Source organism: Streptomyces polyasparticus, assembly GCF_014493765.1.
GTDB lineage: Bacteria > Actinomycetota > Actinomycetes > Streptomycetales > Streptomycetaceae > Streptomyces > Streptomyces polyasparticus.
The window spans coordinates 1-16,367 of sequence record NZ_JACTVJ010000051.1 but is presented as its reverse complement, the minus strand read 5'-3'; the positions used below and the strand labels follow the sequence as shown (position 1 = coordinate 16,367).

Here is a 16,367-nt window from a genome sequence, read left to right as displayed (position 1 = left end):
CAACCATCTACCTCGCCGGACTCCACATCGCCGCCATCTTCATCTGGTCAGCAACATGATCCGAAAGAGACGACCTAGTCCACAAGCGAGCCGGTGTAACCGCCGTCGGCCCACACCTTCTTCACCGTGGCGAAACCCCTGCGCAGCCGCTCGAGCAGCGGCACAGCCACGTCCCAGTCCTGCAGCGAAGCGGTGTTCACTGTGACCACCTGCAGCAGCCCCAGGGTGCCGACCAAGAGATGGCGCTTGCGGCCTGTGACCTTCTTCCCGCCGTCGAAGCCATGGGTCTCCGCCGCGACATGCCAGGACGCCTTCACACTCTGGGAGTCGACGATCGCGGCCGTCGGACTCAGACTCTTGCCCGCCGCCTTCCGGGCCAACTCACGCAAAGCGTCGTGCAGGGTGTCGAGGAACCCGCACTGCTGCCAGTGGCGGAAGAACCGGTAGACCGCTTTCCACGGCGCAACGTCCACAGGCATCTGGGTCCACTTGATCCCGTTGTTCACCAGGTGCAGCACCGCGTCGATCATGATCCGGTGGCAATAGCTCTCCGGGCGCCCGACCCGCCCCCGTAACCAGGCTGGCACCGGAATCAGCCCGGATTCGCGAAGGGTTCTCAACGAGACGACCGCGGCCTGATCCGCTCGGTGGACACCGCCTTGGGGGACATGACAGATGCCCCGAGCGCGCCCCAGGCGACGTAGCTGCCCGATCCTGTCATCGACGCGTCGTGTAGCCGGTCAGGGCGGCGACGCTCACCAGCGCCGCCACGCTGGTGAGCGCCGTGGGCAGAGTGAACCAGTCGGCCACGAAGCCGATGGCGGGCGAGCCGAGGCGTATGCTGCCGTAGCCGAGGGCGGCCGCGGAGGCGACGCCGTTGGGTCCGGAGAGGGAGCCGGCACGTTCGACGGCGACGGGGAAGAGGTTGGCGAGGCCGATGCCGGTGATGGCGAAGCCAACGAGGGCCAGACAGGTAGTGGGTGCGAGGGCGCCGACGAGCGTGCCGGCAGAGGCTGGTGTGCCGCCCGCCACGAGGATGGGACTGTCAAGTTCCTGGGTCTGTCACGTAGCCGGTGGTGACGATGGGTGGTCAGGGCAGGAGGATGCGGTGGCGGAGGACGTCGAATCCGGCGCGGCCGTGCATCTGTCTCATGATTCTTGGTGCGGGTGTTGACGCCTTCGGTTCAGCCGTTGTGGAACGGCAGGCTGAGCCCGGCGTTCACGGCGGGCCGGTCGATTTCTAGACCGTTGGTGAAGCTGCGCAGGTACGGTAGTCCGGCAGCACGGGCGGACATGATCCACTCGGTGAGCCTCACGTCGTTGCCCTTGGCCGGTTTCAACAAGGCGGCGAAGTTGCGCACGAGGTCCGTGAGAGCGGTCATTTCCGGGGAGGACGCGGCAATCGTCTCCAGCGGCGTTGTGTCCTTCGGTCGGAGACTGTCGGGGTGGGTGAGCAGGAGCCGGGTGGCCCGGCGTGCGGTGGTCACCGGGTGATCGCCGTCGGCGCTGCCCTGGTTGAGGTAGCGGACCAGGAGGTTGGCGCTGCCGGCGTAGCCCAACTCGCGGATCTTTTGCAGGAGGTGAGTGCCCGGCACGGACGGGTCCGTCGTGCGGCGTTCGCGCAAGTGCTCGCGGTAGTGGTCGACAAGGGTGGGCTGGTAGGCGGGCGTGAGGGCATATCGTTTGACGGTGTTCAGCGCCAGGTTCAGACACCGGGCGCCATACTTCGAACAGGACCTTGTCGTAGAGGTTGCGCCATAGGTGCCATCGGTCGCTGACCTGGACCGCGTCGGGTAGGGCCCGGCGGATGGCCTCGGCGTAGCTGGCCGAGCTGTCCCGGCAGACCACCTCGATACCGGCATGTGCCTTGAGCCAGGACTTCAGGGTGGCCATCTCCCGGTCGGGCAGGACCGCGACGCGTCGGCCTGTCTGAGCATCCGTGATGATCGTCGCGTAGCGGTGGCGCCGGCGCAGAGTGAAATCTTCCACGCCGATAACACGCGGTACGACCTGGTCGGGAAGCGGCAGGCGCTTGAGATGGCGCAGCGCGGTGCTGCGGGACACGGGCATCGACAGCAGGCCGGCCAGGCGCGCGGCCGCCCGGCCGCATAACTCCCGTGCCACCTGGGGTATCTGCGCGGTCAGCCGCACCGTGCGACGCTGATGACGCTCCAGCAGCCCGGGAACCCGCTCGCGAAAGGTCTGCCGCCGACAGCCGATCACCGGACAAACGAGCCGCCGTACGCGCAGGTGAACGACGACCCGGCGACCGCCGACCGGCACGTCCGTCACCGTCCGCAGGCGATAGCGGTGCACCTTCGCCGTCGGCCCTCACACACCGGACACGGCACCGCGACGTGCCGGGTGCGGGCCCTGACCACGACCGAGTCGCCGCCGTCCACCACATCCTCGACGACCAGCGCCGACAACCCGAAAACACTGTTCCCACCCGGGAGTTGACATCCATCACTAGATCATGATCAAGGGCGGCCACCGGCGTCACCACCGACTACGAGACAGACCCAAGGACGGTACAGACCCGGCTCGTGCGTGCACCCCGCCTGTGCGGGCGTCTACGCGTCACCTCCGTACCTCCGGTGACGTTGATTCCGATTACGCAGTGCCATATGTCATCTTTCGCTCGCCACATTCGACTTTCGCAGCTGTTGAGCGTGCTCTCACGGGCATGACCATAGGCCTGGTCAAATGCCAAGTATTTACGGGAGTTGGGTAGGCCAATGATGAAATGGGGTGGTGTCATTGCCAGTGGGTTGCTGGCGTTTGCTGTTTCGACACCTGCGACGTCTGTGTTGGATATTGGAGGCGCAAGCCGCGTAGCGGATTCCTTGAGCGGACCTGTTCCCAAGGTCGACAGCGTGCGTGTGGTCGATGGTTTCACCCCCCAAGCCGCGGTGGTTCGCGATGACGGACAGGCTACGTTGGGTATGCCCGGCATCGTCTACCTCGCGGTTGATCTGGATAGTCCGTTGACTGACTATTCGAGCCATCTCTCAGTCAAACTCTCGCAGCTGAGTGGCGCATTGCCGGACGGTGCGAAGGTTCGGTTCCAGAGTGCAGTGGACCTCAACCATGACGGGAGCCTCGACTCCTCCGAAGTTGAGCGGTACTCCGTCCAGACTGTGCAGGACGGCCAGGTGGCTATGCGTGCACCTCGAGGCCTGCCCGCGATTGATCTCTGGGGTGTGGCCATTGAAGTTCTGCATCCGACGCAGCTGCATCGCCAGCCAGCAAATGGTCAGCCCTCTATCGCTGCGGAGCTTGATATCGCGGACAACACGTCCAACTCATCTGTTGTTGACGGTGGATACAGGAATGACCGATGGTCAATCGCCTCGCCGACGTTGACATTCAAGGGTGACATCCCTCAGCCTGCGCGCAGTGGTGCGAGTTATGAACTCAGAGTAACGATCGCGAATCCAACAGATGGCTGGATCCCGGAAGTTGCCGGCACCGTGGGACTGGCAGGTGGGCGAAACGCGGCCGCGGCCCGTGTTGAGGCGCGACAAGGCGACCGCTGGCGGCGCCTGATCGATGGGCCTGCGGATGACGGTCCGACAAGTGAATGGCGAGCAGCGAAGGCTCTGGCGCCTCAGGCATCCGATTCGGTCAGGTTGCGTTTCACGCCGCGGACGTCAGCACGGAATGGGGCGCCATACCAGCTCGCCGCCAGCGCTTCCGTATACGGCTTCGCAAGTGCGGCATCGCACCTCGCTGGCACCGTCACCTCTGACGTGAAACCGGATCCCTCCAGTTCTAGTTCCGCCTCCGAAGGTCCAACTCCGGACAGTGGAGTGGGTAATGCGTCCGGAGTGAGTTCTGGCAGCGGAATGGCTTCCGGCGCGGCGATCGGGGATCGTGCTGACACTGGATCGGGCGACGGATCCCTGGCGTCCAGCGGGGCGCCGAGCGCTGCCCTGCTGGCGTGTTCTACTACTGCTGTAGTGTTGGCGGTCCTAGGGACAATTCTGCTGCGTACACACCGCCGGGATCGTTCTTGACTACGACTCAGACCGAGTTGCGCCCAGGAGACGCCGCCTATACATACCTACTCCCGCGAGTCGGGCCGCGCATCACGCTGGCCACAATTGACGAGATGTACGCCGGGCCGCCGCCGCTGTCCGTGTGCCACGAGCTGATCCAAGCGAACCTTCTGCTCGGCAAGGGCGCGGCGCTGATTGACGAAAGACTGCTGGGCGAATGCACAATTCCCGAGGCGGAGATCCTTGCAAGATTTGACCGTTTGCGCCTTGACCTCTCTGCGACACCCATCGAAACCGGAGCTATTGGCAACTGGCTTGAGCTGACGCTACGCTTCATGCTGCCGCCCGCCGAAGCAGCCCGTGTGCTGGAATTGTCAGCTTCCGAGGCATCAGCCCTCCAGGTAGAAGCTGACGGTTGGTTGATGCGGCAGTCGGTTCCTGCGCAAGCCGCGCTGATGCATGGATTCACCGTCCGTGTACATGTGCCCGGTGTGCAGCGGCGGTATCTGCCTGACAATTGGCCGACGGCGGCAGTGCAGCTACCTGGACTCGACTATGCGGGTTCGGCCCGTGAGGCTGACATAGAGGTGGCGGACTGGTCGCCCACGGTGAAGCCGTTGGCGCCCCGAGTGCTACCTGGTCCGGCGCGTAGGCGAACTGTTCAGGCTCGCCGCATCGTGGCCGTGGTGTGTGCTGGTGTGTTGAGTCTCGTGAGTATCAGCCTTGTGGCAGCAGTCATGGAAACCCGCCCGCAGGCGCGCGGAGCCATTGAGCCACGAGGCGAGCGCCCTGATGCCTCGGGACCTGCAGGTGGTGACGTGCAGCCAGAGAGCCCGCGCTGGCCTGGTGGAACGACTACCAGCCAACCTAGCCCGTCCGAATTGCCCTCTGGAGCGCAGAGTTCATCTGGCTTGCCGAACTCCTTGGAAGGTCCCGCAAGCTCAGCTACCCCTCGGCGGCACGGCCCTACCAAGCCCATGTCCGCAAGTCCGAGCAGCGAAGTCCCTGGCGGAGCTGTGGGCGGCCTCCGGCTGACACCCGTCATCCAGGATGTCGGAAACGCGCAAACAGCCACAGTTGTGCTCCATGCCACCGGGACTGCAGCTACGTCCTGGAGCGCCAGCGTTCAGCCGGGGCAGGCGCAGGTGTTTCCGACCCACGGCATACTGTCACCTGGCCAATCGGTTACTTTGCGTGTCAGTGTCGCCTCCAGCGGGGGTCCTTGGCAAGCGACTGTCAATGTTGCGCCCTTCGGTGTCAGCGCCCTAGTGCGGGGAACCACGTGAAAGGTCGGGACACGTGACACCCCGAAACGAATGAGCGCTTTGGGGTGTTCGGTGTTGCCACGACAGGACTCGCATGCGCCCTGGATATGCGACGCCGCTCGCTACGCCGACTCCTCGCCGATCGTGTTCATGCACCCGTCGTTGACGGCCATCTGCCAGCTGGTCCCGGGGATCGGTCAGGCCACTCCGCTCAGACTGCTCGGCGAGGGGGAAGGACGGGCGGAAGCTCGGCCGTGTCGCCATTGAAGGCCCAGTTCACCTTGGGCTCGATTGCGAAGCGAAACACTCGTCGCACCGGCGACGTACACAGCAGCGTGACGGAGACCGCTGCAAAGACCGTCAGGAACACGCCCCCCAGGGGTTGCAGCAGCCAGGAGATTGCGTCGTACCAGCCCAAGTACTGTGCACCCTTGAATATGAAGCCGTGTAGTAGGTAGCCGTAGAGAGTACCTGTGCCGAGCACGGTGAACCACGTCTTCTGCCTAGGGACCCATGCAAAGAAGCAGGTGGTGAGTAGCATGGCGCAAGCGAACAGGGCGAGGACCATCACCGGCCCTGCCCAGACCGGAGTGCCGAGCGACTGTGTGCTCTCTTTGCGGTAGAACCACTTGCTAGTCATACGAGGAGCTGCACTGGCAACGACCGGTATGGAGAGCAGCCGCACCTCGCGCCGACGGGCCATCCGGAAATGCTCGGGCTTGAGCATCATCCCGAGGACGAAGAACGGCAGGAATCCCAGGACTCGTGGCAGATCGAGCTCTTTGCCCATGTTGGGCGTAACGGAGGCGAGTGCGGCGACGACAAGTGCGATGGGCACCGGCCAGCGTAGGACCTTCCATACCGGCGAGGTCAGCAGCCATATGGAGAGCGCGGCGAGGAACCAAGTCAAGTACCAGGGGTCAAGCAGGCTGATCGGCTGATTTGCATTGTGTGGCACCCTATTGAAGTATGAGTACGAAATTTCGAACAGGGCATACGGAAGCAAAACTCCGACTATGAGCTGCCTAACTTGATTTGGTCGCGCGGAAAAGCTTTGAGAGAAGTAGCCGGCACGGCTCCCCTTCGTTAGGGTTTCCAGGCGTGCCCTATGGCGACAAGCAAGATTGCTAGATACTTTGCATTGTCGAAGAACGCGTCACGATGCTTCTCGTCGGATGCGCTCCGCGATGCCGCGCGAGCTTGCGGATAGGTTCGGGCATGGTCCGCAGAAGGGGTGGCGGTTTGGAACATTTAATAGCCTAGCGTGAAATGCTTTCCGTGCATGATTGTGCTAGGGTGTGGAGTTCACCCTATGGCTTCCTGGTCCGATTGCGTGTATGCATTTTGGTTACACCTCTAGATCCAAGGTTGAGCCCCTGAAGCTATCCTTCAGCCCGCATTGAGGTTCGAGACCTACAAGGTGTCCTATAGGTCGGCCTGTCCTACGTTCGGTGACTGAGTGTGATGCGGGGTCGTTGAGGCCTGAAGCGAACCCTTTAGCTCTGCCCCTTCTGCTTCGTGCTATTGGGGCGAGTCGACGTTGGTAGCGGATTCTCGCTTGGTGCGGGGTGAGTTACTGGCCGTCATGTGAGTACTCGGCCGTGGATCGTGGACGATGACCTGTGGGCAGTCATCGAGCCGATGTTGCCGCCCTGACCTGAACGGTCGCCGGGGCCGAAACCGGTGGACGACCGGTTGTGTCTGCAGGGCATCCTCTACGTCCTGCACCAGGACATCGCCTGGCAACTCCTGCCCCTGGAGCTGGGGTTCGGGTCCGGGAAGACCTGCTGGCGTCGGCTGGACCGCTGGCAACAGGCTGGCGTCTTCGAGCAGTTGCGCCGAATCCTGCTTGCGATGCTGAACGCGGCCGGCGAACTCGACTGGTCCCGCGCGTGGATGGCTCCCACGTCCGCGCGAAAGGGGGGCCGCGACCGGTCCGTCGCCGGTCGACCGCCGGGAAACGGGCAGCAAGCACCACCTGATCTGCGACGGAACCGGCACCCCGCTTCACGTCATCACGACTGCGGCGAACGTCAACGACATCACGCAGGCCCTCAACCTGGTCGACGGCATCCCGCCGGTGGCCGGACGGCTCGGCCGTCCCCGCCGACGCCCCGAGGCCGTGCTCGGCGACAAGGCGTACGACTCCCGGACTGTCCGCCGTGAACTGCGCAAACGCCGGATCGCGCCCGTCATCTCCCGCAAAGGCGCCCCGAACATCAAGGGCCTGGGCACGCTCCGCTACGTGGTGGAGCAGACCTTCGCCCTGCTCCACCGGTTCAAGCGCCTGGCAGCCCGATGGGAACGCCGGCTCGAACTCCACGATGACGCCCGGAAATGCCGGATGCGCGCATCAGCCGGGCCACCCGTTTTGTGGATGGCCCGGATCTGCTCAGTCAGCGCCGCCTCGACCTGGGCCCGAGCCAGACGTGCAGGCTCGGGCAGCCGCCATCGGTAAGAGCCTGAACGGGAGACCCGGAGGATTCTGCACAGCCGCTGTATTCCGTACTCCAGATGGTTCGCAGAGATGAACCGCCAGCGGCTCGTCATCGATTCATCCCTTTCGCAAGACGCTGGGCCGCATTGCGAAGGATTTCCAGCTCCAGCTCCAGCCGCGGACCTGCTTGCGCAGGCGCTTCAGCTCCTCACGCTCAGCCGGCGTCATTGCTTCACCGCCTGCGCCCATGGCAGGGCCCTGGGTGGCCCGCACCCACTGGCGCAATGACTCGGTGTTGACCCCGAGCTTCCGGGCCACCGAGTTGATCGACCGGCCGGTGGATTGCCATCAGCTCGACCGCGTCCCGCTTGAACTCCTCTGAATACCGGCGTGCAGCCACCCGGACACCTCCTTCTCGGACCCCATGATCCGATCTTCAAGAGATGTCCACAAACGGGGGCAACCCCAGTCACGCGACAGCCCTGAGCGGCAGACGCTGCAGGCGTGGACCACTGCGTCAAGTCGCCTTGAGATCAAGAAGACTGACGAAGGTTCAGGACCAAAGTCCTGATTAATTGTCAAATCCAGGGAATTTCTTCCAGTTCATCTACTCCATATGCCAGATTCCTGCCGGTGGTCGCCCGACGTCTCCAAGTTGGATTTCAGCCCGGCCGACGTGCTTCTGGTATCGGTGCCGGCTGTGGCCAGCACGTCAGGGCGATGGGGCGATCGCCACCTCGAGAACACGCCCTACAAGGGAGATAGTTGAATGGATGCACTGCATGCGAAGAGGCTTATGGCCGCTGGGGCTGCGCTGGCGGCGACGGTGGTGGGGAGCGGTACCGCGTCTGCCCTGCCGGGCAGTTCGGCCGCCGTGGTGGACTGGGTTGCGCTCGGTGACTCGTACACTGCAGGCGTGATCCCCGCCTCCGGGGCACCTATTCCGGAACCGGGAGGCCGCAGCGGGTGCGAGCGCACAACTGGCGCCTATCCGCGAGTAGTTGCGGAAACCCTTACGGACATAGCACTGACAGATGTCAGCTGCGGCAATGCTCAGATCAAGCACGTGGTCGCAGAGCGGCAGGTGCCGATTGGGCAGGGATTCCCGGAGCCAGATCCTGAGGGGCCCTTCAATCCGGTGCCGATTCAGCTCGACGCGATCAACGCCTCTACGGACGTGGTCACCGTCGGAATCGGCGGCAACACTCTGGGATTCGGCGAGATCCTTATCACCTGCCTGGTCGCCTCGGGAGGCGAGTCCGCAGCGCCGTGCATGGACTACTACGCTAGCGGTGCGACTACGGACATCGACACGCGCTTGGATCAACTGGCTATCGAGTACGCGGAGATGCTGAAGGGGATCCACGCAAAGGCACCCGACGCCATGGTGTTCACAGTGGGATATCCGTCCATCATCCCGAACGATGTGAACACCTGCAGTCGCGATGCCGATGGGAACGGCCGAGAGGATCAGTTCGGCAATGTAAAGCCGGGTGATCTGGACTGGTTGCGCTCAAGTGTCCTGGAAAAGCTCAATGAGAGGATTCGGGACGTCAGCGCCGACGACGGTCGGGCTCAATATGTTGACGTCTACTCAGGGAGCCAGGGGCACGATGCCTGTGCCCAAGCGGACCAAAAGTGGGTCGAAGGGCTCAAGACCGCGGATGGCGACTGGGCTCTCGTGCATCCGAATGCCGGTGGCCAGAACCATACGGGTGAGCGCGTTGCGGCAGCGCTGCAGAGTGAGTTGTCGTGACGCGGGGCTGCAGGGGCCAAGTAGATACAGAGCCGGCAAGGCGACGGGAGCGGCCATGATGTAGGCACGGAGGGGTGCTGCTCGGGCACGCAGCGATGACCTGCTCACGGTCGATAACGGGCAGTTTGTCGCCGCGGCCTGGGCGGCCGCCTCGGCGGCTGTACGACCGGTGCTCTGCGCGGCGTCGTCCTGCGGCGCACATCAGGAGAGACTCGCGGTGCGTTTCTAGCGTTTGCCCCGGGCCTCAATTCCACACGGTTTGAGGAGGTGGTCAGGACATAACAGTCGGTGCACGGCATCTACGACGGCCCGATGCCGGCCGCGATCGCAATGCCAGGACTACGGAGGACGTCGGCGAAGGCTCTCGCCCACTCCGACGAGAGTAGGATCAATGTTGTAGGGCGTACCGGCCGTCGAGTCACTCGGCTGCGGCTTGCGCACCCCTGACCTCGGCACGTACGTCGCCTCCGTGATCACAGGTGCGTGCAACATCAAGAGCGCCGCCGATTTCTGGAGCAACTACGCCTCCGTCCCGCACGAGTACCCCTACGAGTCCGGTGTGGTGCGGCGGGGCATGTGGACCGTGAGTTGGTATCGGGACCTGCTGGGCGAGGACGCCGCGGCAAGCGAGCGGTCCGCATGCGTCACGGCCGGGGCGAATCTCAACTCACGGGCCGCACATGTTCCTCCGGGGTCCGACGGCCTGATGGCGGTACTTGATTGGCTGGCCCCGTCGGGGGCGGAGTTCCGCGTGGGTACAATCCTCGGCTTCCACGGCCGCCAGGGCCGCTTTCATATCGACCGGTCCATCCTCGAAGCCCTGGCGATGACCGTCCACGACTCTGCCAGGCGCATGGCCTGAGAGCTCGGCGCGGAGGGTCGGGAGATCATCGTCTCCGGTGGCGGCTCGCACTCCGACCTGATGATGCAGATTCAGGACGATCTCTATGGATAGCCCGCCCGTCGCGCGGAGGTGTCCAGCGCGGCCAGCCTGGGCTCCGCGATCTGGGCCGCCGTCGGACTCGGAGTCCACACGGACTTCGACGCGGCGGTCGACGCTGTGGTCCGTCCCGGCGAGGTGCTCCTGCCGATCCAGGCCTATCACCAGCTGTACCGGAGCCTGGAGAAAGAGTACCGGGATGTGCACGACCACACGGACGCGGTCGACCGGCGAACGTACGAAAATCTTCGGCTGACGCGCAGGCTCCCAGGAGCGCCCCACTGAGGAGGCCGACAGTAGATCCTCCACTCACGGTAGCGCGCTGCCGTGCCTGCGCTGGGGCCGCAGTGACACGGGCGCCCTCCGGTCAGCCCCCGGGGGCCAGTTGGCGCAGCCAATAGTCTCAATGGTCGCGTCATTTGGGCCGGTGATCACCGACTTTTGGCTGTGGCCGAGGGGAAACCTCGCTGAAAGCATCCCAACCGTCAGCTACACGCCCTGCATGAGGAATTGGTATGCCTTCGGTGAGAAATAGATTTATTGCAGTTGGAATTGGGGTGCTCCTCGTCGCTGCATCGCCACCGGCGGCGGTCGCCATCGCAACCCCGCCTCCGGATAGTCGTGCGGAATCAGCGGAGTCGTCAGCTGTCCCGGTCACGCTGGTGACTGGAGACACGGCCCTGGTCACGGGCACGGGACGCCGTGCGACAGCCCATCTGTTGCCCGGCCCGAACGGATCGACTCCGGCCTACGAGACCCGTCAGACGGGGGAGGACCTCTATGTCATCCCCGCCGGTGCGACCCAGGCCATCGCGCAGGGACGGGTCGATGAGGAACTGTTCAATGTCACGGGCTTGATACGCCAGAAGTACGATGACCGGCACACGGACACGCTGCCAGTGATCGCGCAATATGGTGCAGGTGTCCGCAAGTTGCCCGATGCTCCGCGTGGCGCGAAACGTGTTCAGGCTCTCGACTCGATCCATGCGAACGCGCTGCAGGCAAAGAAGGCGCAGGCCGACGATTTCTGGCGCAGCGCCATAGCATCTGGCAGCCGCGGGGGGAGCGCGCCCAAGAAGGTGTGGCTGGACCGCAAGGTCAAAGCCACGCTGGAGGAATCCACGCGGCAGGTCAAGGCCCCCTATGCCTGGTCTGCGGGCCATTCCGGCCGCAACTCTCGCATTGCGGTGTTGGATTCGGGGATTGATGCGGGACACCCCGACTTCGATGGCCGGATCGCGGGTGCGCGTGACTTCACTGGCTCGGGATCCGTGAACGACGAGAACGGGCATGGAACCCATGTGGCGTCCACCGCCGCAGGATCCGGAGCGGCCTCCGAAGGCCGCGAGAAGGGCGTGGCGCCGGAGGCGCAGCTGCTGGTGGGCAAGGTACTTGGGCGATCGGGCTCGGGCAGCGAGTCCGGTGTCATCGCTGGGATGGAATGGGCAGTCGGCCAGGGCGCCGATGTCGTATCCATGAGCCTCAGCATTGGGATTCCGAGCAGCTGCAAGGATCCGCTGGGCCAAGCAGCTGACACGTTGGCCGCCGAGAGCAAGAGTCTCTTCGTGGTGGCGGCAGGCAATCTGGGCGCGGCTGACAACACGATTTCCTCGCCGGGCTGTGCTCCCAACGTTTTGACCGTAGGCGCCGTGGACGTGAGCGACGCCACCGCCGGGTTCTCCAGCCGCGGTCCGGTCACCGGCAGTCACACGCTCAAGCCGGAGATCGCGGCCCCGGGCGTGGATATCCTCGCCGCTCAGGCAGGAGGCAGGGGCGACGAGGCATACACGACGAAGTCCGGGACTTCCATGGCTACCCCGCACGTGGCGGGGGCCGCAGCCGTGCTGCGCGAGAAGCACCCGGACTGGAAGGGACAGCAGCTCAAAGCGGCACTGGTTTCGACAGCCGACAGCACTGTGACCGACGACGTCCGGGCGACGGGTGCGGGTCGACTGGACGTGAAGGCTGTGCTGAGCAGCTCACTTACGGGGCCCGCTGCGATCGAGGGCGGTGCCTTCAGGTGGCCTCAGGACCCCAGTGACGCCACCACCCGTCAGGTGACCTACACCAACCACTCGGGCCGTCCGATCACCATCCAGCTCGAAGTGGACGAGGTGTGGGGCAACAACGGGAAGCCCGTAGCCGCAGGCATCGCCAAGGTCGGCACCGACACAATCACCGTTCCAGCGCATGGCACGGTTCAGGTCCCGTTGCGATTCAACCCCGCAGCCAAGCTCGATCCGGGCGCCCATGGCGACATCACGGGCCGCCTCGTTGCCAAGGCCAAGGGTGTCCGCGTGACCACTCCGTTCAGCCTGTACGTCGAACCGGGCACACTCACCCTCCGAGTCAAGGTCATCGACCGGGCCGGGAATCCGGCAGCCAACCGCAGCACGCTCGACGTGGTTGGCCTGGACACGGCAAAGGGCGACCGAAGGTACAACGACGGTGAGCGTGAGCAGATCTACCGGCTTCCACCCGGCCGCTACTACCTCAGCACCTTCACCTGGACCCCGACTGGGGGAGCCCGCGGCACGGAAAGCCTGAGCTATCTGGCGCGCCCCGAGGTCGAACTCAAGAAGGACACCACACTCGTCCTGGACGCGCGCCGGGCACACGAACTGTCTGTTCATACAGACCGGCCCACGTCCAAGACCTCCGCAACCTTGGCCTTCGGACGATGGTGGGACGACACCCGACTGCACTCTGGGACCATCATCACCGATGGATCCACCGAAGAGTTCTTCGCCGAGGTAAAGGGCCGGGCCCGCACCGGTGGTTTCGAGTTCGACAGTCTGTGGCGCAAACTCTCCGCTGACGCCCTAGATCGCCCCTACACGTACAATCTGGCATTCGCTGAGTCCGGGCCGATCAACAGGGCACGCCATTATGTCGTGCGCGATCGTCAACTGGCCCGAGTGGACGAGACGTGGTCCGCCCTGGGTGTCCCCACCACGATGTTGGATGGCGAGAGGTTCATCGCTCCGTGGAACCCGGGAGACAGCATGACTGTGGGTGTGCCAGCCGACGTCCCTGCTCCTGGTGAACGCACCTCGTACTACTCGCCGGGTAGTTGGCAGCATATTGGGTGGGGACCTGGTCCCATCCGAGAACTGATGCTCGAGACTCCGAGCACACGTCTGGCCGGGCAACACACCCAGTCTGAGTGGTACGGAGACGTCCTCCGCCCAGCGCCCCTCCCCGAGGCGAATGGCCGGCCGAGACTCACGGCTTGGTGGCAAGGAAAGACTCTTGGGTTCCATCCGACCTACCGGGGGGACGGTAATTCCCAGCACGGGTCGCATGGGGCATCCTTCGTTGATCGAGGAGGAGTAGTGGTGTCTCTGGACGGCAAGGTGGTCGCTCGGAGCCCGTATGTGGCCGCCGATATCCCCAACGTGCCGCAGATCGAGGGCAACTATGAGATCCGGCTGCGAACCGAACGGAAGGAGTCGGGCTCTCCGCATTGGCAGCGCTCCACCGATACCGACACCACTTGGCAGTTTCATTGGAAGCCCGGGCCGGGGACTGGAAAGCAGACGCTGCCGCTCGCCTTTCCTCGGTACGTGCTTCCGGACGACGGACTCAAGACGCTTCCTCCGCAGCGAGGCCTGAAGATCGGGCTGGACGCCACTGGGCATGGAGATCACTCTCCTGTCATCGCACGTGCGAAGCTCTGGTTCTCGTATGACAACGGGGCGAGTTGGACAAGCGCCCCCACGAAGAAGACTGACGGTAAATGGACGGCCACCGTCGACCATCGAGCCGGCGGCGGAAAGCCGGTGACTCTGAAGGTAGAGCTCACCGATCAGGACGGCAACATCGTGACACAGCAGGTGACGCGTGCCTATGACGTGCGATAGGCAACGCACCGCTGCCGCTGCATTCCGTCGCCACGGCACAGATTGACACGTGTCCCAGGGTGCGGTGGACAGTGATTCGAGAGATCGCGGTTGCGCGGCACGGCCAGCAACTGTCCGCCGCACCCAGGTTCAGGACCGTCCCACTGGTCTGGGCTCCTGCGCCATGACGACATCAACATGGCCGGTCGGCCAGCAGTCCCTCGAACCGCTGGCGCGCGCGGCCTACGCTTCTCGGCCGCCGCTTGGTCCGGGTCCGCTACCGGCGCCGAATCTGCGAGGCCCAAACTAAAGCGTGTTGCATAAGGCCGTGTTCGGGCAGGTCAGGCCGGTTGAGAGCGGCCGTCCGGTCATGAGGCGAGGGCGAGGTTGTGCATGTGGGCGACGGCCTGGACGGCGTGATGGAGGCCGTCGCCGTGTTGCCGGCAATCGCGGAGGATCTTGTAGTTCTTCATCCGGGCGAAGGTGTGCTCGACGCGGGCCCGCACCCGTCGGTGCTCAGCGTTGTCGGCCTCCTCGCCGGGCAGCAGCGGACGGCGCTGGCGTTTGCGGTGCGGGACGACGAGGCCGGTGTTGAAGTAGGCGCCGTCGCCCAACACCGTGACGCCCTCGCAGTGCTGTGCCAGGCCGGAGTTCCGCCACACGTGGGCGTCGGCCTTGTTACCCGGCGCCGGCCGTGCCGTGGCCACCACCAGCCGGGTATCGGCATCGATGATGACCTGCACATTCGCCGAAAACCGGTAGTTGCGTGAGGACGCGGCGATGGACCGGTCACGGACCGGGATCAAGGTGCCGTCCACGATCCACAGCCGGTCCGCGGCACCGGCGGGGCACGCGGTCGGCTCCAGGTCCAGCAACGGCCCCAGCCATACAGGGACTTTAGCCCCTGCACACCACCGGGGTATCGCTGATTGGGTCAGGAATGTAACCGCTATCTGAAAAGTCACCAGGAGTGTGCAGTGAAAGTACTGTTATCCCTCACCGCTGCGGCGTACCTCTTCTCCGCAGCAGTATCTGCCGCGGCGCATGAGCCCCCTTCCGGTGCTGCTGAGCGGATTGTAGGCGGGCAAGATGCTGATCAGGTCTATCCCTTCATGGCAGCTCTGTTTGATGGTGACGCGCGAAGGCCGCACTGCGGCGGTACGCTCATTGCCCCCCAGTGGATCCTTACGGCTGGTCATTGTGTCGAGGACAGGGACACCGCTAAAGTCTCCGTGCACCTCGGCGCGAACGACATCACTACTGGCGACGGGGAACGGGTCGAGGCTGCTGGGGCGGTTATCCATCCCGAGTACGTCCTTGAGTACGACAGCGCGGGTCAGGTGTCCGCCATAGACAACGACCTCGCTCTGATCAAGCTGGTCCGGCCGTCTTCTCAGCAGCCTGCCCGCATGGTCGAATCGAGCCCCGGGCCAAGGGTCCCGATCAGACTTATTGGTTGGGGGATCCCCTTCCCTGACTATTTGCAGCAACTGGACACTGCAGTCCAGCCCGACACGCTCTGTCCGGGAAACTTCTTCAAACCCGACAAGGAGCTGTGCATCGGACCAGTCCGCGCAAACGCCGGGATCGGCCCCGGCGACTCCGGCAGTCCCGCCCTGAAGAAGGACGCTGACGGGAACTGGCATGTCGTCGGCACTGCTAGCCGTGTCGCCGTACCGGGATCCCTCTTGAACGGGGCCATCTACACCGACACTCTCACCTATAGGTCGTGGGTCGACAGCACCATCAGCCGGTAGCGCAGAAGGCGGCTGTGCAATTTCGCAGGACGTGGCATCGGTGGATCACTTTGCCCCAACCCAGTTGGGACTGCTTGCTATCGACGTCGAGAACTCATCAACTTCACTCAATGGCCAGGGTGGAGAGAGTGTTCGCATGGCCCCGGTACCTCAGTATCTGGGAACGTGTCCGCCAGGGGCTCGGTGTCGACCGCTGGGCTCGGGGTAGCGTTGTGCGGCCTTGGTGTTCGCAAGTGGATGTGGAGACTCACCGGTGGCGCAGGCTGGCGGTGACGTGACAATGGCCGGTCACGTGGCTCTGTCGGCGGTAAGTGACAGCGCATGTCGGTGAGTTCTGGCAGCGTTTCCTGCTTGGTGGGCCATGGAATG

9 protein-coding genes and 4 pseudogenes are annotated in these 16,367 nt (G+C 64.2%); 7 read left to right on the top strand and 6 right to left on the bottom strand.

Annotation, left to right across the window (positions count from 1 at the left end; all coding sequences use genetic code 11):
- Positions 1-74: 74 nt before the first annotated feature.
- From H9Y04_RS44705 to H9Y04_RS44690, 4 genes and pseudogenes are all read right to left on the bottom strand, one after another.
- Positions 75-587 (bottom strand): transposase, encoded by a 513-nt coding sequence (locus H9Y04_RS44705; protein ID WP_187820007.1) that lies wholly within the window; start codon positions 585-587, stop codon positions 75-77.
- 130 nt (positions 588-717) lie between these two features.
- Positions 718-1,035, bottom strand: a pseudogene (locus H9Y04_RS44700) (MFS transporter); the annotation flags it as partial.
- Between the two features lie 114 nt (positions 1,036-1,149).
- Entirely contained in the window at positions 1,150-2,283 is a 1,134-nt protein-coding gene (locus H9Y04_RS44695; protein WP_368858454.1) for an ISL3 family transposase, read from the bottom strand.
- 3,194 nt (positions 2,284-5,477) lie between these two features.
- Positions 5,478-6,517: pseudogene (locus H9Y04_RS44690) on the bottom strand (acyltransferase family protein).
- Between the two features lie 390 nt (positions 6,518-6,907).
- Here H9Y04_RS44690 and H9Y04_RS44685 point away from each other — a divergent pair.
- Positions 6,908-7,589: pseudogene (locus H9Y04_RS44685) on the top strand (IS5 family transposase); the annotation flags it as partial.
- Positions 7,590-7,820: 231 nt separating this feature from the next.
- Here H9Y04_RS44685 and H9Y04_RS48535 read toward each other — a convergent pair.
- Positions 7,821-7,988, bottom strand: coding sequence for a hypothetical protein (locus tag H9Y04_RS48535; RefSeq protein WP_368858453.1), 168 nt, complete (start codon positions 7,986-7,988; stop codon positions 7,821-7,823).
- On the opposite strand from H9Y04_RS48535, the gene H9Y04_RS47655 reads away from it, so the two are divergent.
- The 5 genes from H9Y04_RS47655 (at position 7,951) to H9Y04_RS44665 (ending at position 14,262) form a co-directional block, all read left to right on the top strand.
- The gene (locus H9Y04_RS47655) at positions 7,951-8,085 is read left to right on the top strand and encodes a hypothetical protein (protein WP_268980577.1); all 135 of its coding nucleotides are present in this window, start codon (positions 7,951-7,953) and stop codon (positions 8,083-8,085) included. The genes H9Y04_RS48535 and H9Y04_RS47655 overlap by 38 nt on opposite strands.
- Before the next feature lie 387 nt (positions 8,086-8,472).
- Positions 8,473-9,459 carry an SGNH/GDSL hydrolase family protein gene (locus H9Y04_RS44675; protein WP_187820005.1) on the top strand — a complete coding sequence of 329 codons (987 nt, stop codon included), beginning with the start codon at positions 8,473-8,475 and terminating at the stop codon, positions 9,457-9,459.
- A 433-nt stretch (positions 9,460-9,892) separates the two neighbouring features.
- The gene (locus H9Y04_RS47365; RefSeq protein WP_236072241.1) at positions 9,893-10,321 is read left to right on the top strand and encodes an acetate and sugar kinases/Hsc70/actin family protein; all 429 of its coding nucleotides are present in this window, start codon (positions 9,893-9,895) and stop codon (positions 10,319-10,321) included.
- 111 nt (positions 10,322-10,432) lie between these two features.
- Complete coding sequence (locus H9Y04_RS47360) at positions 10,433-10,684, top strand: hypothetical protein (RefSeq protein WP_236072239.1); 252 nt, start codon at positions 10,433-10,435, stop codon at positions 10,682-10,684.
- Between the two features lie 377 nt (positions 10,685-11,061).
- Complete coding sequence (locus tag H9Y04_RS44665) at positions 11,062-14,262, top strand: S8 family serine peptidase (protein WP_214662272.1); 3,201 nt, start codon at positions 11,062-11,064, stop codon at positions 14,260-14,262.
- A gap of 347 nt (positions 14,263-14,609) precedes the next feature.
- Here the strand turns inward: H9Y04_RS44665 and H9Y04_RS44660 are convergent.
- A pseudogene (locus H9Y04_RS44660) lies at positions 14,610-15,125 on the bottom strand (transposase family protein); the annotation flags it as partial.
- A gap of 93 nt (positions 15,126-15,218) precedes the next feature.
- Here H9Y04_RS44660 and H9Y04_RS44655 point away from each other — a divergent pair.
- Complete coding sequence (locus tag H9Y04_RS44655) at positions 15,219-15,998, top strand: S1 family peptidase (RefSeq protein ID WP_187820003.1); 780 nt, start codon at positions 15,219-15,221, stop codon at positions 15,996-15,998.
- The last annotated feature ends 369 nt before the right edge of the window (positions 15,999-16,367 follow it).